We start from the raw sequence: 24,829 nt of genomic DNA on the forward strand, positions 1-24,829 counted from the left end.
ATCCGGTGATGCGCCTTGGCGATCTCGCCTCGACCGAAATTCCGCTCGCGCCCGATGCCGCTGCCGTCGAGATCACCGGCCTCACGGCCGACAGCCGCGCCGTTCAGCCTGGTTTCCTCTTCGCGGCGCTGAAGGGCGTCGCGGCAGACGGCGTGCGCTTCGCACCCGAAGCCGTGAAGCGCGGCGCCCTCGCGCTGCTCTGCGCGACCGATTCCTCGCTTGCCGAGGATCCCGGCGTTCCGGTGCTCCGTGCCGAGGATCCGCGCATTGCGCTCGCCCATTTTGCCGCCCGCTTCTATCCGCGCCAGCCGGAAAAGCTGGTCGCCGTCACCGGCACTGCCGGCAAGACCTCTGTCGCAGTCTTCGCGCGGCAGATCTTCGCGGCAGCCGGCTTCGGCGGCGCTTCGATCGGCACCATCGGCGTCGTCGCGCCCTGGGGCGCGGAATATGGCAGCCTGACCACGCCAGATCCTGTCGAACTGCACGCGACGTTGGACCGTCTTGCGCGCGAGGGCGTCACCCATGCGGCGCTCGAAGCATCCAGCCATGGTCTTGACCAGCATCGGCTCGACGGCGTTCGGCTCGTCGCCGCCGGCTTCACCAATCTCGGCCGCGACCACATGGATTATCATCCGACCGTCGAGGACTATTTCGCCGCGAAGATGCGGCTGTTCGCCGAGATCCTGCCCGAGGGCGCGACGGCGGTCATCGACGCCGACGGGCCCTATGCCGAGAGCGTCGCGACCATCGCGCGCGACCGCCAGCAGCAGGTGGTGAGCGTCGGCGCGGCCGGGGAGGGGATTCGCCTTATCTCCATGACGCCGGCCGATCTGCATCAGGTTCTCAAGCTCGATGTGTTCGGCGAGAGCATGGAAGTCGACCTGCCGCTGGCCGGCGGTTTCCAGGCCTCGAACGCGCTCGTCGCGGCCGGCCTTGCCGTCGCCGCCGGTATCGCTCCAGCCGCAGCCATCGCTGCGCTGGCGGACCTCGAAGGCGCTCCGGGCCGGCTCGAAAAGGTCGGCATCACCCCAAGCGGTGGCGCCGTCTTCGTCGATTACGCTCACAAGCCCGACGCGCTCGATCATGCACTTGCGGCGCTGCGCCCGATGACCCGCGGCCGGCTGATCGTCGTTTTCGGCGCGGGCGGCGATCGCGACGCTGGCAAGCGGCCGCTGATGGGCGAGGTCGCCAGCCGCCGCGCCGATGTCGTTATCGTCACGGACGACAATCCCCGCTCGGAGGATCCGGCTGCCATTCGCGCGGCCATCCTGGCCGCTGCGCCGGGAGCGATCGAGATTGGCGACCGGCGCCGGGCGATCGCCGAGGCCGTCTCCATGCTACGCGAGGGCGATGTTCTTTGCGTAGCCGGCAAGGGTCATGAGGCCGGCCAGATCGTGAAGGGCGTGGTGCATCCGTTCTCGGATCATGAGGCGGTCAGTGACGCCATCGCTCGCGGGGTAGCCGCATGACAGAGCCGCTCTGGACGTTCGAGGCTCTCGTCGCCGCGATGCGCGGCCGGCCGACCTCGACTGCCGCCCCGGCAATCTCCGGCATCTCGATCGACAGCCGCACGGTGAAGCCGGGGGATGCCTTCTTCGCGATCCGCGGCGATCGTTTCGACGGCCATGATTTCGTCGGCAAGGCTGCGGCGCAGGGCGCGGCGGTCGCCGTCATTGCCGAGGATCGCCTTTCGGCGCTCGGACGGCTGACAATCCCGCTGGTCGTGGTCGGTGACGTCCTCGCCGCGCTGGAATCGCTCGGCCGGGCTGCGCGTGCGCGTTCGGTGGCCGGTATCGCGGCGGTTACCGGCAGCGTCGGCAAGACGACGACCAAGGAAATGCTGGCGCGCGCGCTCGCCGCCACCGGGCCGACGCATTTCTCGCCGGCCTCGTTCAACAATCATTGGGGCGTGCCGCTGACGCTGGCACGCATGCCCGCCGATGCCGCCTATGCGGTGTTCGAGATCGGCATGAACCATCCGGGCGAGATCGTCCCGCTGGTCCAGCAGGTGCGGCCGCATGTCGGCATCATCACGACGATCGAGCCTGTTCATGTCGAGTTCTTTCCGGACGGCATCGAGGGCATTACGCGCGCCAAGGCCGAGATCTTCGCGGGGATCGAGCGCGGTGGGGTGGCGATCCTCAATCGCGACAATCCGCAGTTCGAACCGCTTGCGCTGATGGCGATCGATTCCGGTGTCGAGCGGGTGCTCGGCTTCGGCGAGAACGGCGATGCGGAAGCGCGGCTGACCGCTATCGATCTTCTGCCCGACCATTCCAGCGTCAAGGCCGATATTCTTGGCCGCGAGGTGCGCTTCACGATTGGTGCACCGGGGCGCCACCTCGTCCAGAACGCGCTCGCGGTGCTGCTCGCGGTTCACATCCTCGGCGGCGACCTCGATCTCGCGGCCGATTCGCTGAGCGGCATGGCGGCACCCGCCGGCCGTGGCGCGCAGCATGTGCTGTCGCTGGGCGAGGGCGAGGCCCTGCTGATCGACGAGAGCTACAACGCCAATCCGACATCCATGCGTGCCGCGATCGCCGTTCTCGCCGCCTCGAAGCCCGCCCCGGGGGGCAAGCGGATCGCCGTGCTCGGCGACATGCTGGAGCTCGGCGAGCGCTCGGGGGAGATGCATGCCGGCCTCGTCGAGCCGTTGACCGCGGCGGGCATCGACCGCGTCTATTGCGCGGGCCGGCTGATGCAGGCGCTGTGGAGCGTCTTGCCGAGCGATATGCAAGGCCAGTATGCGGAGACTGCAGAAGAACTCGACGTGATTCTCGGCGATGCCATTGCGGGCGGCGACGTGATCATGGTCAAAGGCTCCAAGGGCAGCCGGATGACGCCCCTCGTCGAGCGATTGACGACCCGCTTTGCCAAGCCCGAGCCAGATAATGCCGGGCAAGATCCTGAGATTGAAGGACTCGCCTGATGCTGTATTTCCTGGGGGATCTATCGGCGCAGTTCTCGGCCTTCAACGTCTTTCGCTACATTACCTTCCGCGTCGGCGGCGCCACGATGACGGCGTTGATCGTCGTGTTCCTGTTCGGGCCAACGATCATTCGTGCGCTGCGCATGAAACAGGGCAGGGGCCAGCCGATCCGTGAAGACGGGCCGCAGAGCCACCTTCTGACCAAGAAGGGCACGCCGACCATGGGCGGGCTGATGATCCTGTTCGGGCTCATCGTCTCGACCCTGCTCTGGGCCAATCTCACCAGCTTCTATGTCTGGGTCGTGCTCGGCGTCACAGTCGGCTTCGGTCTGATCGGCTTCTATGACGACTATCTGAAGGTGACGAAGCAGAGCCATAAGGGCTTTTCGGGCCGCTCGCGTCTTCTCGTCGAATTCGTGATCGCGGCCATCGGCTGCTACGTGCTCTCGCGCCTCGCCGGCGGGCCGCTCGCCGATGCGCTGACATTCCCCTTCGTGAAGTCGTGGGTGCTCAATCTCGGCTGGTTCTTCATCCCGTTCGGGGCGTTCGTGATCGTCGGCGCCGGCAATGCCGTGAACCTCACCGACGGTCTCGACGGCCTTGCCATCGTGCCGGTCATGGTCGCCGCGGCAAGCTTCGGCGTCATGGCCTATCTTTCGGGCAATGCCATCTTCGCGGAATATCTGCAGATCCACTTCGTGCCAGGGACAGGCGAACTCGCCGTGCTCTGCGGCGCGATGTTCGGCGCCGGGCTCGGCTTCCTCTGGTTCAACGCGCCGCCGGCTGCGATCTTCATGGGCGATACCGGCTCGCTGGCGCTTGGCGGCATGCTGGGCTCCATCGCGGTCGCCACCAAGCACGAGATCGTTCTGGCCATCATCGGCGGCCTTTTCGTGCTCGAGGCGGTCTCGGTCATCATCCAGGTCGCGTCATTCAAGCTGACCGGCAAGCGCGTGTTCAAGATGGCGCCGATCCATCACCATTTCGAACAGCTCGGCTGGACCGAACCGCAGGTCGTCATCCGCTTCTGGATCATCGCCGTCGTGCTGGCGCTTGTCGGCCTCTCCAGCCTGAAGCTGAGGTAGGCGATGATCCCGGTCACCGTTTTTGCGGGACGAAAGGTCGCCGTCTTCGGGCTTGGCGGCAGCGGGCTCGTGACGGCGAAGGCGCTGGCGGCCGGAGGCGCGCTGGTCGCGGCTTTCGACGATAATGCGGATTCCGTCGCCAATGCGGCGGCGTCGGGCGTCACCACCCTCGATCTGCGCAGCGCCGATCTTTCCGAGTTCGCCGCGCTGGTTCTGGCGCCTGGCGTGCCGCTGACCCATCCCGAGCCGCACTGGATCGTGACGAAGGCCAAGGCCGCCGGCGTCGAGATCATCGGCGATATCGAGCTTTTCTGCCGCGAGCGCCGGGCCGTCGCGCCCGATGCGACGCTGATCGCCATCACCGGTACCAATGGTAAGTCGACGACGACGGCGCTGATCGCGCATCTCTTCGTCACCGCCGGGCGCGATGTCCAGCTTGGTGGCAATATCGGCACAGCGATCCTCTCGCTTGAGCCGATCACCAGCGATCGCGTCTATGTCGTCGAGTGTTCGTCGTTCCAGATCGACCTCGCCCCGACCATCGATCCAACGGTCGGCATCCTGCTCAACGTCACCGAGGATCATCTCGACCGGCATGGCAGCATGGAGCGCTATGCCGCAATCAAGGCACGTCTGGTCGACGGCGCCGAAACGGCGGTGGTCGGCGTCGATGACGACTGGAGTGCCTCGATCGCGGCGGAAATCGATCGGCGTGGCAAACCGCTGGAGCGCATTTCCGTGCGCCGTCCAGTCGTCGATGGCTTCTATGTCGACAGGACGGATATCCTCAAGGCGGAGGATGCGTCGGCGCGCGAGGTTGCCGATCTTGCCGGCATCGGTTCGCTGCGCGGTGCGCACAATGCGCAGAACGCAGCCGCGGCCGTTGCGGCGGCCAGCGTGCTCGGCGTCTCCGATGACGTGATCCAGGAAGGCCTTTCGAGCTTCCCGGGCCTTGCGCACCGGATGGAAGAGGTGACGCGGATCGGCCGGGTGCTGTTCGTCAACGATTCCAAGGCCACCAATGCCGACGCTGCCGAAAAGGCGCTCGCGAGCTTCGACCGGATCTTCTGGATCCTCGGCGGCAAGGCGAAGACCGGCGGCATCGACAGCCTCGCGCCCTATTTCGGCAAGATCGCCAAGGCCTATCTGATCGGCGCTGCCTCGGAGGCCTTTGCCGCGACGCTCGAGGGCAAGGTGCCCACCGTCATCGCCGGCACGATGGACCGCGCGGTCGCGCTGGCGGCGGACGATGCCGCGCGCGACACGGAGGCCGAGCCGGTCGTGCTGCTGTCGCCGGCCTGCGCCTCGTTCGACCAGTATCGCAATTTCGAAAAGCGCGGCGATCATTTCCGCGAACTCGTCCTCGCCCGCGCCGGGGCGGACGCCATTGAGGAGGTCAGGTGATGGTCAGCAGGGCCGATCGCGGCATCTTCGCCGAGTGGTGGTGGACGGTCGACAAGTACCTGCTGTTCTCGATGCTCGCGCTGATGATCATGGGCGTCGTGCTGTCGCTTGCCGGCAGCCCCCCGGTCGCCGAGCGCATCGGCCTCGACAGCTTCCACTTCACGACGCGCCACGTCCTGTTCCTGATCCCGACCGTCGCCATCATGCTCGCGACGTCGATGTTGTCGCCGCAGAAGGCGCGTCGCGCGGCATTGATCGTGTTCGCGATCGCGATCGTGCTGATGTTCGTGACGCTCTTCATCGGCCAGGAGGTCAAGGGCGCGCGGCGCTGGATCAACATCGTCGGGTTTTCGCTGCAGCCGTCCGAGTTCATGAAGCCGGCCTTCGTCATTCTCTCGGCCTGGCTGTTCACCGAGAATTCGCGCCGCAGCGACATCCCCGGCAATATCTTCGCCATCTTGCTGCTCACCATCGTGGTGGCCCTGCTGGTCGCCCAGCCCGATCTCGGCCAGACCATGCTGGTGGTCATCGCCTGGTCGGCGGTGTTCTTCATGGCCGGTCTTTCCTGGTACTGGATCGCCGCGCTCGCCGGTCTCGGCGCCGGCGGTGTTCTGGCGGCCTATACGGTCTTCCCGCACTTCGCCGGCCGCATCAACCGCTTCCTCGATCCCGGCACCGGCGACACGTTCCAGGTCGATACGGCGATGCAGTCGATCCTCGGCGGCGGCTGGTTCGGGCGCGGCCCGGGCGAGGGTGTCGTCAAGCGCATCCTGCCGGACAGCCATACCGACTTCATCTTCGCCGTCGCGGCCGAGGAATACGGCATCCTGCTCTGCATCGGGCTTGTGCTCGTCTTTGCCTTCATCGTCGTGCGCGGGCTCAGCCACAGCCTGAAGAACGAAGACCCGTTCATCCGCCTTGGTTCGGCCGGCCTCATCGTCATGTTCGGCGTGCAGTCGGTCATCAACATGTCGGTCAATCTCAATCTGGTGCCGGCCAAGGGCATGACGCTGCCCTTCATCTCCTATGGCGGTTCCTCGATGCTGGCGCTGGCCTTCCAGATGGGCCTCGTGCTTGCTCTGACGCGCCGCCGGTTCGAGCCGATCCGCCTTACCGCCGGGTTCGGGCGCTATGGCAATCCCGCCAAGGCCGGGGCGGCCTGAGCCGTGGCCGGGACGATCCTCCTTTCGGCCGGCGGTACCGGCGGCCATCTTTTCCCAGCCGAGGCGCTGGCGCATGTGCTGATCGCGCGCGGCTGGACCATCCATCTCGCGACCGATCATCGTGCTGAGACCTATGGCCAGAACTTTCCGGCCGCCGAGACGCATATCATCCGCTCGGCGACACCCTCGGTGAAGTCGCCCGTCACGATCGCGCGGGCGCTCTGGAGCCTCTATGGCGGCTATCGCCAGTCGAAGAGCATGCTTCGCCGCGTCAGACCGGCCGCCGCGATCGGCTTCGGTGGCTATCCGACCGTGCCGCCGCTGCTGGCCGCCGCGCATCTTCGGATTCCGACCATCGTCCACGACGCCAATGCCGTGCTCGGCCGGGCCAACCGGCTGTTGGCACCGCGCGTCAGCGTGCTTGCGACGTCCTTTGCCGAGGTCGGCTATGCCGAAGGGCTCAGGACGCGGGTCGTGCAGACGGGCAATCCGGTGCGCGAAGCCGTCATCGAAGCGAGCAGGATTCCGTTTGATCCGCCGAAGGGCGGTGCGCCGCTGCGTCTTGTCGTGTTCGGAGGCAGCCAAGGGGCGCGCTTCTTCTCCGACGTCATGCCTGAGGCGCTGGCGAAGCTCGACCCCGCCGATCGCGCCCGCCTCGCCATCGTGCAGCAATGCCGCCCCGAGGATATCGAGCGCGTGCGGGCTGCCTATGCGGCGCTCGGCGTCGCGGCCGAACTGGCGCCCTTCTTTCGCGACCTGCCGGCGCGGATTGCCGCCAGCCACCTTGTGCTTTGCCGGTCCGGCGCGTCGACCGTCAGCGAGCTTTCCGTCATCGGCCGGCCGGGCATCATGGTGCCGCTGCCGCATGCGATCGACCAGGACCAGAGCGTCAACGCCGCCGTGCTGGCAAAGGCCGGCGGCGGCTGGGTCGTGCCGCAGGCGCAATTGACCGCCGAAAGGCTCGCACAGGATTTCAGCGGTTTCCTCGCCGCACCGGATCACCTCGTGGCCGCGGCGGCCGCGGCGCGTTCGGTTGGCCGGCCGGATGCGGCCATGCGCCTCGCCGATCTCGTCGAGGAGGTCGCCAGGACAAAAGGAATGTCTTCATGAAAATGCCCCGGGACATCGGTCCCGTTCATTTCGTCGGCATCGGCGGCATCGGCATGAGCGGCATCGCCGAGGTGCTGGTCAATCTCGGCTATCGTGTGCAGGGCTCGGATTCCGCCGAGAATGCCAATGTCCAGCGCCTCAAGGCGAAGGGCGTCACGATCACGATCGGCCATGACGCGGCCAATCTCGGCGATGCGCGCGTCGTCGTTGTTTCCTCGGCGATCAAGGCTAGCAATCCGGAGCTGAAGGCGGCGCGCGAGCGGCTGTTGCCGGTGGTGCGCCGGGCCGAGATGCTGGCCGAGCTGATGCGCCTCAAGAGCGCCATCGCGATCGCCGGGACGCATGGCAAGACGACGACCACGTCCATGGTGGCGGCACTGCTCGATGCCGGCGGCTTCGATCCGACCGTGATCAATGGCGGCATCATCAACGCCTATGGCACCAATGCCCGCATTGGCGCCAGCGACTGGGTGGTGGTCGAGGCCGACGAGAGCGACGGCACCTTCGTCAAGCTGCCAGCCGATGTGGCGCTCGTTACCAATATCGATCCCGAGCATCTCGATCATTACGGCTCGTTCGAGAAGGTGCGCGAGGCGTTCAAGCAGTTCATCGAGAACATTCCGTTCTACGGTTTTGCAGTGATGTGCCTCGATCATCCCGAGGTGCAGAAGCTGATCGGGCGGATCGAGGACCGGCGCATCATCACCTATGGCGCCAATCCGCAGGCCGACATCCGTTATCGCGACCTGCGCACCGAAGGCTCGACCTCGCGCTTCACCGTGGAGATTCGCGACCGCGCCAGCGGCGCGATGACCGAGATCCCGGGTCTCGTGATGCCGATGCCTGGCGAGCACAATGTTCAGAATGCCACCGGTGCCGTCGCCATCGCGCATCAGCTCGGCATCTCCGACGAGGCGATCCGTAAGGGGCTCGCCAGCTTCTCGGGCGTCAAGCGCCGCTTCACCCATACCGGAAGCTGGAAGGGCGTCGAAATTTTCGACGACTACGGCCACCATCCCGTCGAGATCGCCGCCGTGCTCAAGGCGGCGCGCGCGGCGGCGCATCAGGCGCACGTCATCGCCGTGGTCCAGCCGCACCGCTATTCGCGGCTGCATGATCTCTTTGACGGCTTCTGCACGTGCTTCAACGATGCCGACACGGTCATCGTCGCACCTGTCTACGCGGCCGGCGAGGCGCCGATCGAGGGGATCGATCGCGATCATCTCGTCGACGGGCTCCGCGTGCGCGGACATCGCGATGCGCGGCCGCTCGAGGGGCCCGAACAGCTCGCGGCAATGATCGGCGGGATCGCCAAGCCCGGAGACTATGTCGTCTGTCTCGGCGCCGGCTCGATCACCAACTGGGCCTATGCACTGCCCGGCGAACTCGAAAAGCTCGGCTGATGAGCTTCCCGGTCCTTGATCTCGACCTCGCGGGCATCCGTGGCCGTGTCACGCCCAATTTCAGGCTCGATACCGTCACGTGGTTCCGCGTGGGTGGGCTCGCGCAGATGCTGTTCCAGCCGGCGGATGAGGCCGACCTTCAGTTGTTCCTGCAACAGTTGCCGGCCGAGGTGCCGGTGCTGGTCATCGGCGTCGGCTCGAACCTGCTTGTCCGTGATGGCGGTATTCCGGGTGTCGTGATTCGTCTCTCGGCCAAAGGTTTCGGGGGCATGGAGCGGCTTTCCGGCGACCGCATCCGGGTTGGGACCGCTCTGCCCGACAAGCGCGTCGCGGCATTCGCGCTGGACGAGGGCCTCGCCGGCTTCGCTTTCTATCACGGCATTCCCGGCGCCATCGGTGGCGCGCTCCGCATGAATGCCGGCGCCAATGGCGGCGAGACGCGCGAGCGGCTGGTCGAGGTCACCGCTCTCGACCGCAGCGGCACCCGCCATGTGCTCAGCAACGCCGATATGGGCTTCACCTACCGCCATACCGACGCTGCCGAAGACCTCATCTTCACCGAGGCGATCTATCAGGGCGAGCCGGCCAACCGCGGCGTCATCGAGGCCGCGATGGCCGAGGTCGAGGCACATCGCGAACGCGCTCAACCGATCCGTGAAAAGACGGGCGGCTCGACCTTCAAGAACCCGCCCGGCCACTCGGCCTGGAAGCTCGTCGATGGTGCCGGCTGCCGTGGCCTCAAAATCGGCGGCGCGCAGGTTTCCGAGATGCATTGCAACTTCCTGATCAACACCGGCGACGCCACGGCTCATGATCTCGAATTGTTGGGCGAGACGGTTCGCGCCCGCGTGCTTGCAGCGAGCGGCGTCCGTCTCGACTGGGAAATCAAGCGCCTCGGATTGCCGGGCGCCGGTGGGGCCGTGGAGCCGTTTCTCGGCGCTTAGCGTCCTTCGCCGGCCAGGTGGCCCTGAGTCGTTTTGACTCAGTGCGCGGCGGCAGCTGGTTAACGATCGATTACCTCTTCCCTGACATAGTGCCCCGATCGATTCGAAAGGGGTTAACTGTCTTGGCGAAGCACGTCGCCGTCCTGATGGGCGGATGGTCGAGCGAAAGACCGGTTTCGCTCAATTCCGGCAAGGGTTGCGCCGATGCGCTCGAGGTTGCCGGCTACCGGGTCACGCGGGTCGACGTCCAGCGCGATGTGGCCGAGGTGCTGGCGCGCCTGAAGCCTGACGTCGCTTTCAACGCGCTGCACGGTCCATTCGGCGAGGATGGCTGCATCCAGGGCGTCCTCGAGATTCTCAAGATCCCCTACACCCATTCCGGCGTGCTCGCCTCGGCGCTGGCCATGAACAAGGCGCGCGCCAAGGACGTCATGGCAGCCGCCGGCATACCGATCGCCGAATCCGTCCTCATGCACCGGCTTGAGGTCGCCAAGGCGCATCCGATGACGCCGCCTTATGTCGTGAAGCCCGTGGCGGAGGGGTCGAGTTTCGGCGTCCTGATCGTTCGCGAGGGCGCTCTTCACCCGCCTCAGCAACTCTTTGCTGAGGATTGGGCTTTCGGCGACACGGTCATGGTGGAGCGTTTTATCGGCGGGCGCGAGCTCACTTGCGGCGTCATGGGCGACGAAGCCCTTGATATCATTGAGCTCGTGACGGCCGATGGTGGCTGGTACGACTACGACGCCAAATATTCCGACAACGGTGCACGACACGTAATTCCTGCGCCGCTTTTACCAGATGTTTACCAAAGTATACGGAATCTGTCGGTGCGGGCTCATCGGGCTCTCGGGTGTCGCGGCATCAGCCGGGCGGACTTCCGATACGACGATCGACCTGACGGCACGGGGCGGCTGGTTTGCCTTGAAGTGAACACCCAGCCGGGCATGACGGCGACGTCGCTGGTCCCGGATATGGCAAGGCATGCCGGAATGAGTTTTCCGGAACTGGTGAGCTGGATGGTGGAGGACGCGTCGTGTGGCAGGTAGGCGGGGGCGAGGCGGAAGAGCAGGGAGCGCGCGGGTCGGTCGACGCCGCCGCGCCGTCAGCTCTGCGGATGCCGTCCTGGCTGCATCGGCGGATGAAGTCACTGGCGCGTTACGAGCGCCGCCTGCCGCCGCATATCGGGCTTGAACTCACGGCGCTCCTGTTCATCGCGACGGGCATTGCCGGCGTCATGTCGGCTGGCCGCACCGATGAACTCGTCACCTCGTTGTCGAACGCCAGCGGACTGGTCGTCGAATCAGTGAAGATCACCGGCCAGATGGAGACCTCCGAGGTCGCGGTGCTGCAGAAGCTGCAGCTTCCGCCAGACGCCTCGCTGCCCGCGATCGATGTTGCCTCGGCGCGTGAGCGCATCGAGAGCCTGCCCTGGGTGCAGACCGCCTCGCTGCGCAAGGTCTATCCCTCGACGCTGAAGATCACGATCGACGAGCGCCAGCCTTATGTGCTGTGGCAGCACGACCAGCAGCTTTCCGTTCTCGACGAGACCGGCCGTGTCATCGGCGATGCCAGCGATGCGCATCGCAGCCTCGTCCGCGTCGTCGGCGCCGGTGCCGAGACGCGTGCCCCCGAGGCGCTGGCGCTGGCCGATACGGTTCCGGCCATCCGCGCCCGGCTCAAGGCCGCCGTCCTCATCGGGCAGCGGCGCTGGAATTTCGTGCTCGACAACGGCGTGACGCTGATGCTGCCGCAGGATGATCCGAAGGCCGCGCTCGCGCGCATTGCCGGCTTCGACCAGAGCAACAACCTGCTCGGCCGCGATATCGTCAGCGTCGACCTGCGCCTCGGCGACCGGATGTTCGTACGCCTGACGCCCGAAGCCGCCACGAAGCGCGAAGCCGAACTCAAGGAGCAGGCGAAGCTTGCGAAGCGCAAAGGGGCGAGCACCTGATGGCCCTGTTCGTCACCTCCGAAAGCCGCTTGAAGCCGCTGTCGCCCAAGAAGGCGACCATCGTCTCGATTCTCGATGTCGGCTCGTCCAAGGTCTGCTGCCTGATCGCGAAGCTTAAGCCTCGCGAGCTTGGCGACGTGCTGCCCGGCCGTACCCATGCGGTCGAGGTGCTTGGCATCGGTCACCAGCGTTCGCGCGGCATCAAGTCGGGCGTCGTTGTCGACCTCGACAAGGCCGAGCAGGCGATCCGTCTCGCGGTCGACGCCGCCGAGCGCATGGCCGGCGTCACCGTCGAATCGCTGATCGTGAACGTCTCCTGCGGCCGTCTTTCGAGCGAAGTCTATTCGGCGAGTGTCACGCTCGCCGGCCATGAAGTGGTCGAGAACGACATCAAGCGGGTCCTGGCCGCCGGCCGCGAGCACACCGTCACGCCGGAGCGCGCGCCGATCCATTCGCTGCCGATCGGCTATGCCATCGACGGCAATGGCGGCATCCGCGATCCGCGCGGCATGCTCGGCGAGCGCCTCGGTGTCGACATGCACATCGTCACCGGCGAATCCGCGCCGCTGCGCAATCTCGAGCTCTGCATCTCGCGCTGCCATCTCCAGGTCGAGGCGATGGTCGCGACTCCCTATGCGAGCGGCCTTTCGGCGCTTGTCGACGACGAGACGGAACTCGGCGTCGCCTGTGTCGATCTCGGCGGCGGCACCACCACGATCTCGGTGTTCATGGACGGCCAGTTCGTCCACGCCGATGCGATCGCCATCGGCGGCCAGCACGTCACCACCGACATCGCGCGCGGTCTTTCGACCCGGATCGAGGATGCCGAGCGGCTGAAGACCATGCATGGCAGCGCGCTGCCGTCGGTCTCGGACGAGCGCGACATGCTTTCGGTTCTGCCGATCAGCGACGACGACCGCGATGTTCCGAACCAGATTCCGCGGGCCGCGCTGACGCGAATCATCCGCGCCCGCATCGAAGAGGTGCTGGAGCTGGTCCGCGACCGGCTCAACCGTTCCGGCTTCCAGACCATGGTCGGACGCCGGATCGTGCTCACCGGCGGCGGCAGCCAGCTTGCGGGCATCAACGAGGCGGCGCGGCGCATTCTAGCGCGCAATGTCCGGCTCGGCCGTCCCCTCGGCGTGACGGGTCTGCCCGAAGCGGCCAGGGGGCCCGCGTTCTCTGCGGCTGTCGGCCTTTTGATCTACCCGCAAGTCGCCCAGATCGAGCAGGTCTCGGCGATGCGCGGCCATCGCATGCCAATGACCGGGACGGGCGGTTATCTCTCCCGGGTCGGTCACTGGTTCCGGGAAAGTTTCTGATTGCCGAAAGGCGGGGCGCACAGGGCGAGGCGCCTCAATTGAACGAAGCCAGGCCGGTCTACGCCACCGGCTCAGGGGTCAAGACGACGAGGTCTCCATGACGATCAACCTGAAGATGCCGGACATTACTGAGCTTAAGCCCAAGATCACGGTCTTCGGCGTTGGTGGCGCAGGTGGCAACGCCGTCAACAACATGATCCGTTCCGGGCTGGAGGGCGTGGAGTTTGTCTGCGCCAACACCGACAGCCAGGCGCTCATGTCGGCGCGCGCCGAGCGGCTCATCCAGATGGGTACGGCGGTTACCGAGGGTCTCGGTGCCGGCTCGATGCCCGAAATCGGCCGCGCGGCCGCCGAGGAAGTGCTGGACGAGATCAACGATCATCTCGCCGGCTCGCACATGGTGTTCGTCACCGCGGGAATGGGCGGCGGCACCGGCACCGGCGCTGCGCCCGTCATCGCCCGCACGGCCCGTTCGCACGGGATCCTGACGGTCGGCGTCGTGACGAAGCCGTTCCAGTTCGAAGGTGCCCGCCGCATGCGCGTTGCCGAGGCCGGCATCCGCGAGCTGCAGGAATGCGTCGACACGCTGATCGTCATTCCGAACCAGAACCTGTTCCGTATCGCCAATGAGAAGACGACCTTCGCGGACGCCTTCGCCATGGCCGACCAGGTCCTGTATTCGGGCGTCGCCTGCATCACCGACCTGATGGTCAAAGAAGGCCTGATCAATCTCGACTTCGCCGACGTCCGTTCGGTGATGCGCGAGATGGGCAAGGCGATGATGGGTACGGGCGAAGCCTCCGGCGAGCGCCGCGCCATCCTCGCGGCCGAGGCTGCGATCGCCAATCCGCTGCTCGACGAGACGTCGATGCACGGTGCGCGCGGTCTGCTGATCTCGATCACCGGCGGCAAGGACCTGACGCTGTTCGAAGTTGACGAAGCCGCCACCCGCATCCGCGAGGAAGTGGATCCGGACGCCAACATCATCCTCGGCGCCACCTTCGAGGAAAGCCTCGAAGGAGTCATCCGCGTCTCGGTCGTCGCCACCGGCATCGACAGCGAAGTCCGCGAGGACGTCACGCCGACCGAAGTGCGCATGGCCGAGCTCAACCAGCGCATGAAGGCTGCCGCTCAGGCCGCCGTTCAGCCGCCGGCTGGCCGTACGCCGCAGGTGAACACCGAACTGCGCGCACCCGCTCCGCAGCAGATCGTCCGTCAGCCGGCGCAGTCCTATGCCCCGGCCCAGCCGGTCGCCCGCGATCCGGGCGTCACCATCGCCCCGCTGCAGCAGCCGCAGGCGTCGGTGTCCTATGACGAGGCCGAACTCGACCACGAGTTCGACATGGTCCCGGCTCCGGCCGATGCGCATGACCACCATCCGCAGCAGACCTTCATCCCGCCGGCGGCCGAGGCTCCGGCCTCAAGCCGCATGCCGCGGGTCGAGGACTTCCCGGTCGTCGCCCAGCGCGAGATGCATGCTGCTCGCAATGAGGAGCCGCAGGAAGAGGATCGCGGCCCGATGGGTCTGCTCCGCCGGCTGGCCCATCTCGGCCGTCGCGAGGAGGAAGCCCAGCCGCCGCAGCCGCAGCGGACTGCGTCGGTCCAGCAGGCCCCGGCCCGGGCGCCTCAGCAGGCTCCGCGCCAGCAGGCTCCGGCTCCCCCGGCGCCACGTCCCCAGCAGGCGCCCCGCCAGGCCGCGCCCGCTCAGGACGGTTATCGCCAGCGCCAGCAGGCGGAACTCGATCCGCATGGCCGTGTGATGCCGCGTGAGCAGCGTCATGAGGATGACCAGCTCGAGATCCCGGCTTTCCTGCGCCGGCAAGCGAACTGAGCGACTGCAGCATTTCGACCCTCGGCCCGGCGGTTTACCGCCGGGCCTTTTCGCAGGCGCGGCAAGGCTCTCCCCGGCCCAAAGTCGCGTAACATACGGTTAGAAACCGTGATTTGTGGTGGAAGGGGGCGAGCCGTATCTTCAGCCTACGAATTGCTGCTCTGCAGCGCGATTCCCGCCGGAAAGACAAGCCGGCTTCATTCGCGAGCGAGCGGCCAGGTAGCTGAAGCGTGACAGGGACGCCGCGTAACTGGCGGTCCCCAGGGGTTCAATCGATGGCAAAGCGTATGAGCACACCGCAGACGACGTTGCGTGATCGCGTCGTCGTATCGGGTATCGGTGTGCATAGCGGCCAGCCGGTCTCGATGGCGCTCAACCCTGCGCCCGCCGACAGCGGCATCACATTCCAGCGCACCGACGGCGATGCTTCCGAGGCGGTGACGATCCGCGCCTCGATCGACAATCTCTCGGCCACCGATTCCTGCACGACGATCGCCCAAATGGGGCTTTCGATCGCCACGATCGAACATCTGCTTGCGACCTTCAACGGTCTTGGCGTCGATAATGTGGCGGTCGAGATCGATGGCGCCGAGGTGCCGATGATGGATGGCAGCGCCAGCGCTTTCGTCGCGCTGCTCGACCAGACCGAGATCGTTCAGCTTGCCGCCCGCCGCCGCTTCATCAAGGTCCTGAAGCCGATCCGCCTCGATCAGGGCCCGGCCTTTGCCGAGCTTCTGCCTTTCGATGGCCGTCGCTTCGAGATCGACATCGACTTCGATTCGCCCCTGATCGGCCGCCAGGCTTTCGTTACCGACCTGACCCCGGCGACGTTCCGCCGCGATCTCGCGCGTGCCCGGACCTTCGGTTTCCTGCGCGACGTGCAGACCTACTGGTCGCGCGGCCTCGCGCTCGGCTCCTCGCTCGACAACACGGTCGTGCTTGGCGATGACCGCGTGCTCAACCCTGAAGGGCTGCGCTTCGCGGACGAGTTCGTGCGCCACAAGGCGCTCGATGCGGTCGGCGACCTGGCGCTTGCCGGTGCGCCGATCATCGGTGCCTATCGCTCCTATCGCGGCGGCCATCGGCTCAACGCCCGCATCGTCGAAGCGCTGCTGGCTGATTCGTCGGCCTGGTCCTTCGTCGATGGCACGGCTGCGCCGCGCCGCGAGCCGGTTCGCGCGGAAGTTCCCGTCCGCCTCGCGGCCGCAGCGCTCGGTCCCGAAAAGTCCTGACGCGCCCTGCGGTCCGCGCGGTTGCGTGGCCAAGCTGCGGGCTCGCCGGATGATCCCCCTGCCTTGAAAATGCGCCAATGCGCTGGCACGGCTGGTGACATACTGATGTCGTTTCGGCTAGAGAAGCGGCAGTGCTTTGACCCGTCGATAGAGGCGAGGCCGGTTCCGCTGGCTCGTATTCCTGCATGACAAATATCGATGCGACCCTTCCTTCCGCCGCTGCGAAGCTGGGGCGGAAGGGGACGATCGCCATTCGTGTCGTCCTGCTCTGCTCGCTGGTGGCGCTGGCCGGCTGCCTCGGCAAGGAAGACGACTCCGACCAGCCGGACATCCCGGCCGGCGAGCTCTACAATCAGGGCCTCAAGCTGATGTCGGAAGGCAAGCTTCGCGCTGCCGCAACGCGCTTCGGCGAGGTCGACAAGCAGCAGCCTTATACCGAATGGGCGCGCAAGGCCTTGATCATGCAGGCCTTCACCTATTATCGGCAGGGCAAGTATGACGACACGATCGAGGCCGCCAAGCGCTATGTCGCGCTTTATCCGGCGAGCCCGGACGCAGCTTACGCGCAGTACATGATCGGTCAGTCCTACTTCAAGCAGATCCCGGACGTGACGCGCGACCAGGAATCGACGCAGCGCGCCATCGCCGCGATGCAGGAAGTCGTCGATCGCTATCCGAATTCCGAATATGTCGACGACGCGCAGAAGGCGATCATCGTTGCCCGCGACCAGCTCGCCGGCAAGGAAATGCAGATCGGTCGCTATTACCTGGAGCGCCGCGAATATCCCGCCGCCATCAACCGCTTCAAGTCGGTGGTGATACAGTACGGCAATACGCGCCAGGTCGAAGAGGCGCTCTATCGCCTGACCTCGGCCTATTACGCGATGGGCATTGTCGGCGAGGCGCAGACGGCTGCGGCCGTGCTTGGCCACAACTTCCCGGATTCGCCCTGGTACAAGGATGCTTACAGCCTGTTGCAGACGGGCGGCGTGTCTCCTTCGGAGAACAGGAGCTCCTGGATCAGCAAGGCGTTCCAGACGGTAACCGGCCTCGGCAAGACCTGAGGAGGAAGGGTCTAGCCTGCCGATGCTCGCCGCGCTGTCCATCCGCGACATTGTCCTGATCGACAGGCTCGAGATCGATTTTGCCCCGGGCATGACGGTGCTGACTGGCGAGACCGGCGCGGGCAAGTCGATCCTGCTCGATGCGTTGGCGCTTGCGCTCGGCGGGCGGGGCGATGGTGCGCTGGTTCGCCACGGCGCCGCGCAGGGACAGGTGAGCGCGGTGTTCGACCTGCCGGCCGATCATCCGGCGCGGCAGTTTCTGACCGACAACGCCATCGACCATGACGGCGATCTGATCCTCCGCCGCGTCCAGACGGCCGATGGCCGCACGCGCGCCTATGTCAACGACCAACCGGTCAGCGTCGCGCTGCTGCACGATGTCGGCGCGCGCCTGGTCGAGATTCATGGGCAGCATGACGACCGTGCGCTGATCGATCCGGCCGTCCACCGGCAGCTCATCGATGCGTTTGGCGGGCTTGAGGCGGAAGCTGGAGAGGTTGCTGCCGCTTGGCGCGGCTGGCGCGCTGCCGAGAGCGAGGTGGCGCTGCTGCGGCGGCGGATCGCCTCCGCGCGCAGCGAGGGCGATTATCTCCGCGCCGCCGTCGACGAATTGCAGCGCCTCGCGCCCCAGGCCGGCGAGGAGACGGAACTTGCGGCCACGCGTCACCGCATGATGCAGATCGAGAAGATCGCGACCGATCTCAGCGACGCGCATGAAACGATTGCAGGCCATGCCTCGCCCGTGCCGACGCTGGCGAGCCTCGCGCGGCGGCTGGAGCGCAAGCGCGATCAGGCCGGCGGGCTGCTCGACGGCGTCGTCGAGGCGATCGACCAGGCCATCGATGCGCTGGAGGATGCCGAGGGCCTTCTCGACGCCTCAATCCGTGCCAGCAATTTCGATCCGAAGGAATTGGAGCGCACCGAGGAGCGACTGTTCGCGCTGCGCGCTGCCGCCCGCAAGCACGATGTGCCGGTCGAGGGGCTCGCGGGGCTGCGCACTCGCATGGAGGCCGACCTCGCTGCGCTCGATTCGGGCGAGGAGCGGCTTGCGGCGCTCGAAACCGCCGCCGAGCAGGCGCGGCATGGTTTCGATATCCGCGCCGCCGCGCTTTCAGCCCGCAGGCGCGCCGCCGCCGATGCGCTGGAACTGCGCGTCGCCGAGGAATTGCCGGCGCTGAAGCTCGAGCGCGCCGCCTTCATCGTCGCCATCGAAAGCGACGGCGAGGAGCGTTCGGAAAGCGGCATCGATGCCGTCTCCTTCGTCGTTCGCACCAATCCCGGCACGCGGCCGGGCCCGTTGATGAAGGTCGCGTCCGGTGGCGAGCTGTCCCGTTTTCTGCTTGCCATCAAGGTGGCGCTCGCCGATCGCGGCTCGGCACCGACGCTCGTCTTCGACGAGATCGACACCGGCGTCGGCGGCGCTGTCGCCGAGGCGATCGGGCGCCGCCTGGCGCGGCTCGCCGAGCGGGTGCAGGTGCTTTCGGTGACGCATGCGCCGCAGGTTGCCGCGCGGGCCTACAGCCACCTGCTGATCGCCAAGACGGTTGTCGTTTCGGGTGGTCAGCCAGCTGGCGAGGAGCGGGTCGCGACCGGTGTCACGCCGCTGAAGGGCGACGAGCGGCAGGAGGAAATCGCCCGCATGCTCGCCGGCAGCGTCATTACCAATGAAGCGCGTGCCGCTGCGGCGCAGCTGATCGGCGGGGCCGCCTGAGCGACGTCAGCGGCGGCGATAGACATTGGCTCGGGCCTTCACCGTCTCCATGCGCGCTCCATCCGGGAAATAAGGCTCCAGCGCGGCCATCAGGTCGGCGCGGCAGGCGTCTAGCCGATCGCCGAGCACCGCCGGTGACGTCGAGGAGCGGGTCAGTAGCCGCTCGAACAGGTCCTCGGGCGAGATCGGCGACGTGAATACATGCTCGATCGCCTCCGTCTCTACAAAGGGCGTGCCGTCGAACCAGCTGGCATAGACAGCGTCCCATCCGGTGGTCTTGCGCGATGAATAAGCGAGATTGACTGCCTCGAATGCCTGGTGCCACGGGTTGCGCTCGTCCTTCACCGGCGATGCGCCGCAGATCAGGATCACGCCGTTCGCGGCGAGGATCCGGTCCAGCACCGGCGCGGTCGTCGCTTTGTCCATCCAGTGCAAGGCACGGCCGATGGTGATGAGATCGAAGCGGCCGATGTCGGCGGCGAGATCTTCGGTCCGTCCGGCAATCAGCGGCAGCTCGATAGCCGCCGCCGCCGCGTCTTCGCGCGCTGCGGCGAGCATGTTCGGCTCAGGATCGACGCCGAGGATCGACCCGACATAGGGATGAAAGCCGAGCGCGAGCACGCCTGGGCCGGTGCCGAGATCGATCAGGGCCTCATGGCCGTCCAGCGCCAGCCGTTCCGCGATCAACGCGAAGAAGCCCGCCGGATAAGGCTCGCGGAAGCGCCTGTAGGTCTCCGCAGTCGACGCAAATCGTCCCATCTTGCCTTCCCCCGCTGTGCCATCGGCCGGCTCTCATAGGGCCCGATGCGGTCCTCAACGTGTCAGCGGCGCGGCTCCAGTCGCGCTTGCGCAGATTTGCCGCAGTCTTGACGATCCCGATCGGCGTGATTGGCCGTACCGCACGTTGACCCCTATCCGGGATCGACGTATTTTTTCATAAGGGAACATTATTTGATCGGGAAATGTGACGGCGGTCACCGCAACGCCACAAAACCCGGATTATGAGTGATCCCGCAGCCCGCGCTCCGGTCGTTCGTTGTTGTTTGCCGCCGCGCGCTGTTCTTCGTGCCGGACCTCCCGCCCGCACGTTCATACCTTAGAGAATTGCAATGTCCGCCATATCAACGGTGCCCGCGTCCCGCGCGGTGTCCGAGCCGTCTTTCTTCGAATTCGTGCTGATCATCGCCTTCATGATGGCGCTCGGCTCGATGTCGATCGATAATTTGCTGCCGGCCTTCGACCCGATCCGGGCCGACTACGGCCTCGCCTCGACCAACGAGGTGCAGCTCATCCTGACCGTCTATATGATCGGCTTCGCGATCATGCAGCTCTTCTATGGGCCGATCTCCGACATCATCGGGCGACGGCCGACATTGATGATCGGTCTCGTCATCTTCGCGATCGGCAGCTTCATCGCGCTGTTCTCCACCAGCTTCGAGATGCTGCTTGCCGCGCGGATGATCCAGGGCATGGGCGCCGCGGCGACGCGCATCCTCTCGGTCGCCATCGTGCGGGATCGTTTCCAGGGCCGCGAGATGGCGCGCGTGATGTCGCTCACCATGATGGTCTTCATCATCGTGCCGATCTTCGCGCCTTCGATCGGCAGCCTGTTCCTGCTATTCGGCACATGGCACACGATCTTCGTATCGATGTTGGTACTGGCCGTGCTGCTGGCCCTCTGGTTCGGCCGCCGCATGCCCGAGACGCTGCATCCCGAATATCGCATGCCGTTTTCCGTGAAGCGGATCACCGATGGCGCGCGGCGCTGCCTGTCGCAGCGGACGACGGTCGGCTATGCCACGGCCATGGGCCTGATGTTCGGCGCGCTGATGGGGTATCTTGGCTCGACGCAGCAGATCTTCGAGACCGAGGTCTACGGCCTCGGGCCGATCTTCCCGGTCGTGTTCGGCTCCCTTGCAGCGGTGATGGGCATTGCGTCCTTCATCAATGCGCGGCTCGTGCGTCGGCTCGGCATGCGCCGGCTGTCGCATTTCGGCATCTGCGGCTATGTGCTGTTCTCGGCCGCGATGGTCGCCGTCGCGCTCATCTATGGCGGCAAGCCGCCGCTGATGGTGTTTGCGGTCACGCTCGCCGGCTGCCAGTTCCTGTTCAGCCTGACGATGCCGAACTTCAACACCATGGCGATGGAGCCGCTCGGCGACATTGCCGGCACGGCCTCCTCGCTGATCGGTTTTTACACGACCATCCTCGGAACGCTGGTCGGCCTTGCGATCAGCCAGAGCTTCGATGGTTCGGTGCTGCCGCTGGCGATCGGCTTCCTCGCCGCCGGCATCTGCGCTTTCGTGACGGTCGTCGTCACGGAGCGCGGCAAGCTGTTCCAGCCGCACCATGCCGATCCGCTGCCCTCCGCCGAGGCCTTTGGTCACTGACCAAGGCCGTCACGCATTCCCCGGCCGCTGCGTCCTGCCGCGGCCGGGATCGAACTGAAACGGCACCACGCCGCGCAGATTCTCGTCGATGAGGATCGGCCGTGCGGCCGGTGGCTCGGCCCGCTGCGCGCAATCGGTCCGCTCGCAGAGCCGGCAATTGGTGCCGATGCGCGCTGCCGCGCCGCCCTCGCCATCGGCATAGACGATCCGTCCCGCATATTTCATCTCGCAGACAAGCCCGATCGCGAAGCGGGCCTCGCGCGCCGGGAAGGGCTGCCGCGCGCCGCTGACCGAGGCGGCAATCGAAAAGAAGGCGGTGCCGTCGGGCATCTCCAGTCGCTGTGTCAGGATGGCGCCGGGGCTGCGGAATGTCTCATGCAGGTTCCAGAGCGGGCAGGTGCCGCCATAGCGCGAGAGATGGAAGCGGCCCGAGGCATGGCGCTTCGAGACATTGCCGGCATCGTCGACGCGGATCATGAAGAACGGCACGCCGCGCGCACCCGCGCGCTGCAACGTCGTCAGGCGGTGGCACACCTGCTCGAGGCTGGCATTGAAGCGCTGCGCCAATACCGTGACGTCATAGCGGCAGGCCTCGGCGGCAGCAAAAAAGCGGCCATAGGGCATCATCACCGCGCCGGCGAAGGAGTTGGCGAGGAAGATGCGGAACATGCGCCGCGCCGTCGCGTCGGTCAGCGCCGTTTCGTCGACAAGCGCATCGATCAGCGCGGCATGTTCGATGGTCGCCAGCTGGAACGCCGCCTGGAAGACCCGGCCTGATGGCGACACCATCTCCGAAAGCTGCAATTGCCGGCGGTGGCGGTCGAAACGGCGCAAGGCGCCGGCCATCACATCGGCCGGAAGGATGCGCAGGCGAACGCTATGACGGGCCTGCAGGCGCGCAGCGAGCGCGCCGAGGAGATCGGGCCCGGCTTCGGCAAGCTCAGTCGCAAGGGCCTCGGCGGTCTCGTCGAGCGCCGGAAAATAGTTCCGGGCCGCTTCAATGGCATTGCGCACCGCCTCGACCGGATCGAAGGGGCGGCTCTCGGCGCCTGCGGTGGCATCAGGATCGCGCTGCGTCTGCTGATAGGCCTGGTAGAGCCGGCGGATCGCATCGGCGACCGACGGGCAGGTCTCGACGAGATCGCGCAATTCCTGCTGCGGCACGGCGAGATCGCGAAACAGCGGATCGCTCATCGCCGCCTGGAGCTCGGTGAGGCTCCGATCATCCTCCGAGGCTGCGAGGGCGCCGATATCGAGGTAGTAGACCTCGGCGAGGCGGATCAGCACCTGCGCCGAAACAGGGCGCTGGTTGCGCTCCATCAGGTTGGCATAGCTTGGCGATATGCCAAGGTCCTCCGCCAGCCGGGTCTGGCTGAGCCCGAGATCGCGGCGGAGGCGGCGCAGTTTGCCGCCGATGAACAATTTCCGTCCTGTGTCATTTGTCATTATTTTACAGCTTTACATGTCTGACCGTCACAGGGTGACACCGCAACCCGATTGATCCAGAAAGCCTTTGTCTTTCAGGATTTTGATCGGCACATTGCTGTTGTCGTCGTCGTTGCAGAAGCAATCGCAGACGATGCCACGACCTGTCAATGGAGCCGATCATGTCACGGGATTTCGAAGCCTTCCTCGCCAGCCGGCCCAAGGGCCGTTTCGACGGCATCCGCCGCCCCTATGGCGCGGCCGACGTGGCAAGGCTCGCCGGCTCCGTGGCCATCAGCCATACGCTGGCGGAGCGCGGCGCGGCCCGGCTCTGGCGGCAGCTCACTGAGACGCCGTATGTCCACGCCCTTGGCGCTGTTACCGGCAACCAGGCGATGCAGATGGTCAAGGCCGGGCTGCAGGCGATCTATCTTTCAGGCTGGCAGGTCGCTGCCGACGCCAATACGGCGGGCGCGATGTATCCCGACCAGAGCCTGTATCCGGCCAATGCCGGTCCGGAGCTCTGCCGCCGCATCAACAAGACGCTGCAGCGGGCCGACCAGATCGAGCGCGGGGAGGGCGCGGCATCGCGCGACTGGTTCGTGCCGATCGTCGCCGACGCCGAGGCGGGGTTCGGCGGGCCGCTCAACGCTTTCGAGATTATGAAGGCCTATATCGAGGCCGGTGCAGCGGCGGTTCACTTCGAGGACCAGCTCGCCTCGGAAAAGAAGTGCGGCCATCTCGGCGGCAAGGTGCTCATCCCGACGGCGCAGCACGAGCGCAACCTGATCGCCGCCCGGCTCGCCGCAGACGTGATGGGGGTTGCGACGCTCGTTGTCGCTCGCACGGATGCGGAATCGGCGCGGCTGATCACCTCCGACATCGATCCGCGCGACCGACCCTTCATCGAGGAAGGTGCGCGGACGCCGGAGGGCTTCCATCGGCTCAAGGAGGGCACCGGGCTCGATCATTGCATCGCGCGCGGCCTCGCCTTCGCGCCCTATGCCGATCTCCTGTGGTGGGAAACCTCGCATCCGGATCTCGGTGACGCGCGCGCCTTTGCCGAGGCAATTCACGCGCGCTATCCCGGCAAGATGCTCGCCTATAACTGCTCGCCCTCGTTCAACTGGCGACAGAAGCTTGACGCCGAGACGATCGCGACGTTCCAGCGCGAACTCGGCGCCATGGGCTACAAGTTCCAGTTCGTGACGCTCGCCGGGTTCCACGCGCTGAACCATTCGATGTTCACGCTCGCATCGGGCTATCGCGATCGCGGCATGGGCGCCTACAGCGCGTTGCAACAGGCCGAATTCGCCTCCGAGGCGGATGGCTACACCGCGACGCGCCACCAGCGCGAGGTCGGCACCGGCTATTTCGACCAAGTGTCGCTCGCGATCACCGGCGGCCTTTCCTCGACCACCGCCATGGCGGAATCGACCGAGGCCGAACAGTTCCTGACAGCCGCTGAATGAGAGGGAGATGAGATCATGCAACCATCACGTTTCTGGATCGTCGGCGGCGAATATGTCTCGACGGCATTCGACACGCTGATCGAGGGCAGCGAGCGTGTCGTCGGTCCCTTCGGCGAACGGCGCAAGGCAGAGGACGCCTGGCGCCGGCTCTCCGAGGACAACCGCAGTCAATGCTGCGTCCGCTTCACCATCGCGGCGGAGCGCTAGCGGTACCGGCACGGCCTTCCGCTCGCGCGCCGAGCGGGAGGTTGCAGGCGCTGTTGCCACCGGGCGGGGGAACAGCGCCGATGCTTGTGACGCCCGCACTTTGGTCGTCTAGAGGAATACCACTTTGATTGACTCGCCTGGCAGTTGTCGCAATGGTCGGCGGCCCGGAAGGCAGGCCACCGACGA

The 24,829-nt window shown here is 66.2% G+C and carries 20 protein-coding genes; 18 read left to right on the plus strand and 2 right to left on the minus strand.

Features of this window, described 5'->3' with window-relative positions:
* The first annotated feature begins 8 nt into the window (after positions 1-8).
* From BUB39_RS08230 to recN, 15 genes are all read left to right on the plus strand, one after another.
* Positions 9-1,469 (plus strand): UDP-N-acetylmuramoyl-L-alanyl-D-glutamate--2,6-diaminopimelate ligase, encoded by a 1,461-nt coding sequence (locus BUB39_RS08230; protein WP_073052879.1) that lies wholly within the window; start codon positions 9-11, stop codon positions 1,467-1,469.
* Positions 1,466-2,929: a UDP-N-acetylmuramoylalanyl-D-glutamyl-2,6-diaminopimelate--D-alanyl-D-alanine ligase gene (locus BUB39_RS08235; RefSeq protein WP_073052426.1), complete on the plus strand. Its 1,464-nt coding sequence runs from the start codon at positions 1,466-1,468 to the stop codon at positions 2,927-2,929. Before BUB39_RS08230 ends, BUB39_RS08235 begins: the two co-directional genes overlap by 4 nt.
* Entirely contained in the window at positions 2,929-4,014 is a 1,086-nt protein-coding gene (gene mraY, locus BUB39_RS08240; protein WP_073052427.1) for a phospho-N-acetylmuramoyl-pentapeptide-transferase, read from the plus strand. Before BUB39_RS08235 ends, mraY begins: the two co-directional genes overlap by 1 nt.
* 3 nt (positions 4,015-4,017) lie before the next feature.
* Positions 4,018-5,418: a UDP-N-acetylmuramoyl-L-alanine--D-glutamate ligase gene (murD, locus tag BUB39_RS08245; protein WP_073052428.1), complete on the plus strand. Its 1,401-nt coding sequence runs from the start codon at positions 4,018-4,020 to the stop codon at positions 5,416-5,418.
* Positions 5,418-6,581 carry a putative lipid II flippase FtsW gene (gene ftsW, locus BUB39_RS08250; RefSeq protein WP_073052429.1) on the plus strand — a complete coding sequence of 388 codons (1,164 nt, stop codon included), beginning with the start codon at positions 5,418-5,420 and terminating at the stop codon, positions 6,579-6,581. Before murD ends, ftsW begins: the two co-directional genes overlap by 1 nt.
* A 3-nt stretch (positions 6,582-6,584) precedes the next feature.
* On the plus strand, positions 6,585-7,691 hold the full coding sequence (gene murG, locus BUB39_RS08255) for an undecaprenyldiphospho-muramoylpentapeptide beta-N-acetylglucosaminyltransferase (RefSeq protein ID WP_073052430.1): 1,107 nt from the start codon (positions 6,585-6,587) through the stop codon (positions 7,689-7,691).
* The gene (gene murC, locus BUB39_RS08260) at positions 7,688-9,094 is read left to right on the plus strand and encodes a UDP-N-acetylmuramate--L-alanine ligase (protein ID WP_073052431.1); all 1,407 of its coding nucleotides are present in this window, start codon (positions 7,688-7,690) and stop codon (positions 9,092-9,094) included. Before murG ends, murC begins: the two co-directional genes overlap by 4 nt.
* Entirely contained in the window at positions 9,094-10,038 is a 945-nt protein-coding gene (murB, locus tag BUB39_RS08265; RefSeq protein ID WP_073052432.1) for a UDP-N-acetylmuramate dehydrogenase, read from the plus strand. Before murC ends, murB begins: the two co-directional genes overlap by 1 nt.
* Positions 10,039-10,160: 122 nt before the next feature.
* The gene (locus BUB39_RS08270) at positions 10,161-11,084 is read left to right on the plus strand and encodes a D-alanine--D-alanine ligase (RefSeq protein WP_073052433.1); all 924 of its coding nucleotides are present in this window, start codon (positions 10,161-10,163) and stop codon (positions 11,082-11,084) included.
* On the plus strand, positions 11,072-11,989 hold the full coding sequence (locus BUB39_RS08275; RefSeq protein ID WP_084527007.1) for a cell division protein FtsQ/DivIB: 918 nt from the start codon (positions 11,072-11,074) through the stop codon (positions 11,987-11,989). Before BUB39_RS08270 ends, BUB39_RS08275 begins: the two co-directional genes overlap by 13 nt.
* Positions 11,989-13,311, plus strand: coding sequence for a cell division protein FtsA (ftsA, locus tag BUB39_RS08280; RefSeq protein WP_073052434.1), 1,323 nt, complete (start codon positions 11,989-11,991; stop codon positions 13,309-13,311). Before BUB39_RS08275 ends, ftsA begins: the two co-directional genes overlap by 1 nt.
* Before the next feature lie 97 nt (positions 13,312-13,408).
* Entirely contained in the window at positions 13,409-15,142 is a 1,734-nt protein-coding gene (ftsZ, locus tag BUB39_RS08285; RefSeq protein ID WP_073052435.1) for a cell division protein FtsZ, read from the plus strand.
* Positions 15,143-15,417: 275 nt separating this feature from the next.
* A complete protein-coding gene (lpxC, locus tag BUB39_RS08290; protein ID WP_073052436.1) occupies positions 15,418-16,374 on the plus strand; it encodes a UDP-3-O-acyl-N-acetylglucosamine deacetylase in 957 nt (318 codons plus the stop codon).
* A 185-nt stretch (positions 16,375-16,559) separates the two neighbouring features.
* On the plus strand, positions 16,560-17,438 hold the full coding sequence (locus BUB39_RS08295) for an outer membrane protein assembly factor BamD (RefSeq protein WP_073052437.1): 879 nt from the start codon (positions 16,560-16,562) through the stop codon (positions 17,436-17,438).
* Positions 17,439-17,460: 22 nt separating this feature from the next.
* Positions 17,461-19,149, plus strand: a complete 1,689-nt coding sequence (gene recN / locus BUB39_RS08300; protein WP_073052438.1) for a DNA repair protein RecN — start codon at positions 17,461-17,463, stop codon at positions 19,147-19,149.
* Positions 19,150-19,155: 6 nt separating this feature from the next.
* On the opposite strand, the gene BUB39_RS08305 is transcribed toward recN, so the two are convergent.
* Positions 19,156-19,908 (minus strand): class I SAM-dependent methyltransferase, encoded by a 753-nt coding sequence (locus BUB39_RS08305; RefSeq protein WP_073052439.1) that lies wholly within the window; start codon positions 19,906-19,908, stop codon positions 19,156-19,158.
* A 350-nt stretch (positions 19,909-20,258) separates the two neighbouring features.
* Between BUB39_RS08305 and BUB39_RS08310 the strand changes: the two genes are divergently transcribed.
* Complete coding sequence (locus BUB39_RS08310) at positions 20,259-21,539, plus strand: multidrug effflux MFS transporter (protein ID WP_073052440.1); 1,281 nt, start codon at positions 20,259-20,261, stop codon at positions 21,537-21,539.
* A 9-nt stretch (positions 21,540-21,548) separates the two neighbouring features.
* Here the strand turns inward: BUB39_RS08310 and BUB39_RS08315 are convergent, their stop codons facing one another.
* Positions 21,549-22,985 (minus strand): helix-turn-helix domain-containing protein, encoded by a 1,437-nt coding sequence (locus tag BUB39_RS08315; RefSeq protein WP_073052441.1) that lies wholly within the window; start codon positions 22,983-22,985, stop codon positions 21,549-21,551.
* Positions 22,986-23,146: 161 nt separating this feature from the next.
* On the opposite strand from BUB39_RS08315, the gene aceA reads away from it, so the two are divergent.
* A complete protein-coding gene (gene aceA / locus BUB39_RS08320) occupies positions 23,147-24,436 on the plus strand; it encodes an isocitrate lyase (protein ID WP_073052881.1) in 1,290 nt (429 codons plus the stop codon).
* A gap of 15 nt (positions 24,437-24,451) precedes the next feature.
* Positions 24,452-24,643, plus strand: coding sequence for a DUF4170 domain-containing protein (locus tag BUB39_RS08325; protein WP_073052442.1), 192 nt, complete (start codon positions 24,452-24,454; stop codon positions 24,641-24,643).
* Positions 24,644-24,829 lie beyond the last annotated feature (186 nt).

This window comes from Kaistia soli DSM 19436 (assembly GCF_900129325.1).
GTDB lineage: Bacteria > Pseudomonadota > Alphaproteobacteria > Rhizobiales > Kaistiaceae > Kaistia > Kaistia soli.

What these genes read in the sequence shown, in the direction of transcription:
- BUB39_RS08230 (WP_073052879.1), top strand. Translation starts at nt 9, where the DNA reads ATGCGCCTTGGCGATCTCGCCTCGACCGAAATTCCGCTCGCGCCCGAT.
- BUB39_RS08235 (WP_073052426.1), top strand. Translation starts at nt 1,466, where the DNA reads ATGACAGAGCCGCTCTGGACGTTCGAGGCTCTCGTCGCCGCGATGCGC.
- mraY (WP_073052427.1), top strand. Translation starts at nt 2,929, where the DNA reads ATGCTGTATTTCCTGGGGGATCTATCGGCGCAGTTCTCGGCCTTCAAC.
- murD (WP_073052428.1), top strand. Translation starts at nt 4,018, where the DNA reads ATGATCCCGGTCACCGTTTTTGCGGGACGAAAGGTCGCCGTCTTCGGG.
- ftsW (WP_073052429.1), top strand. Translation starts at nt 5,418, where the DNA reads ATGGTCAGCAGGGCCGATCGCGGCATCTTCGCCGAGTGGTGGTGGACG.
- murC (WP_073052431.1), top strand. Translation starts at nt 7,688, where the DNA reads ATGAAAATGCCCCGGGACATCGGTCCCGTTCATTTCGTCGGCATCGGC.
- murB (WP_073052432.1), top strand. Translation starts at nt 9,094, where the DNA reads ATGAGCTTCCCGGTCCTTGATCTCGACCTCGCGGGCATCCGTGGCCGT.
- ftsA (WP_073052434.1), top strand. Translation starts at nt 11,989, where the DNA reads ATGGCCCTGTTCGTCACCTCCGAAAGCCGCTTGAAGCCGCTGTCGCCC.
- ftsZ (WP_073052435.1), top strand. Translation starts at nt 13,409, where the DNA reads ATGACGATCAACCTGAAGATGCCGGACATTACTGAGCTTAAGCCCAAG.
- lpxC (WP_073052436.1), top strand. Translation starts at nt 15,418, where the DNA reads ATGGCAAAGCGTATGAGCACACCGCAGACGACGTTGCGTGATCGCGTC.
- BUB39_RS08295 (WP_073052437.1), top strand. Translation starts at nt 16,560, where the DNA reads ATGACAAATATCGATGCGACCCTTCCTTCCGCCGCTGCGAAGCTGGGG.
- recN (WP_073052438.1), top strand. Translation starts at nt 17,461, where the DNA reads ATGCTCGCCGCGCTGTCCATCCGCGACATTGTCCTGATCGACAGGCTC.
- BUB39_RS08305 (WP_073052439.1), bottom strand. Translation starts at nt 19,908, where the DNA reads ATGGGACGATTTGCGTCGACTGCGGAGACCTACAGGCGCTTCCGCGAG.
- BUB39_RS08310 (WP_073052440.1), top strand. Translation starts at nt 20,259, where the DNA reads ATGTCCGCCATATCAACGGTGCCCGCGTCCCGCGCGGTGTCCGAGCCG.
- BUB39_RS08315 (WP_073052441.1), bottom strand. Translation starts at nt 22,985, where the DNA reads ATGACAAATGACACAGGACGGAAATTGTTCATCGGCGGCAAACTGCGC.
- aceA (WP_073052881.1), top strand. Translation starts at nt 23,147, where the DNA reads ATGTCACGGGATTTCGAAGCCTTCCTCGCCAGCCGGCCCAAGGGCCGT.
- BUB39_RS08325 (WP_073052442.1), top strand. Translation starts at nt 24,452, where the DNA reads ATGCAACCATCACGTTTCTGGATCGTCGGCGGCGAATATGTCTCGACG.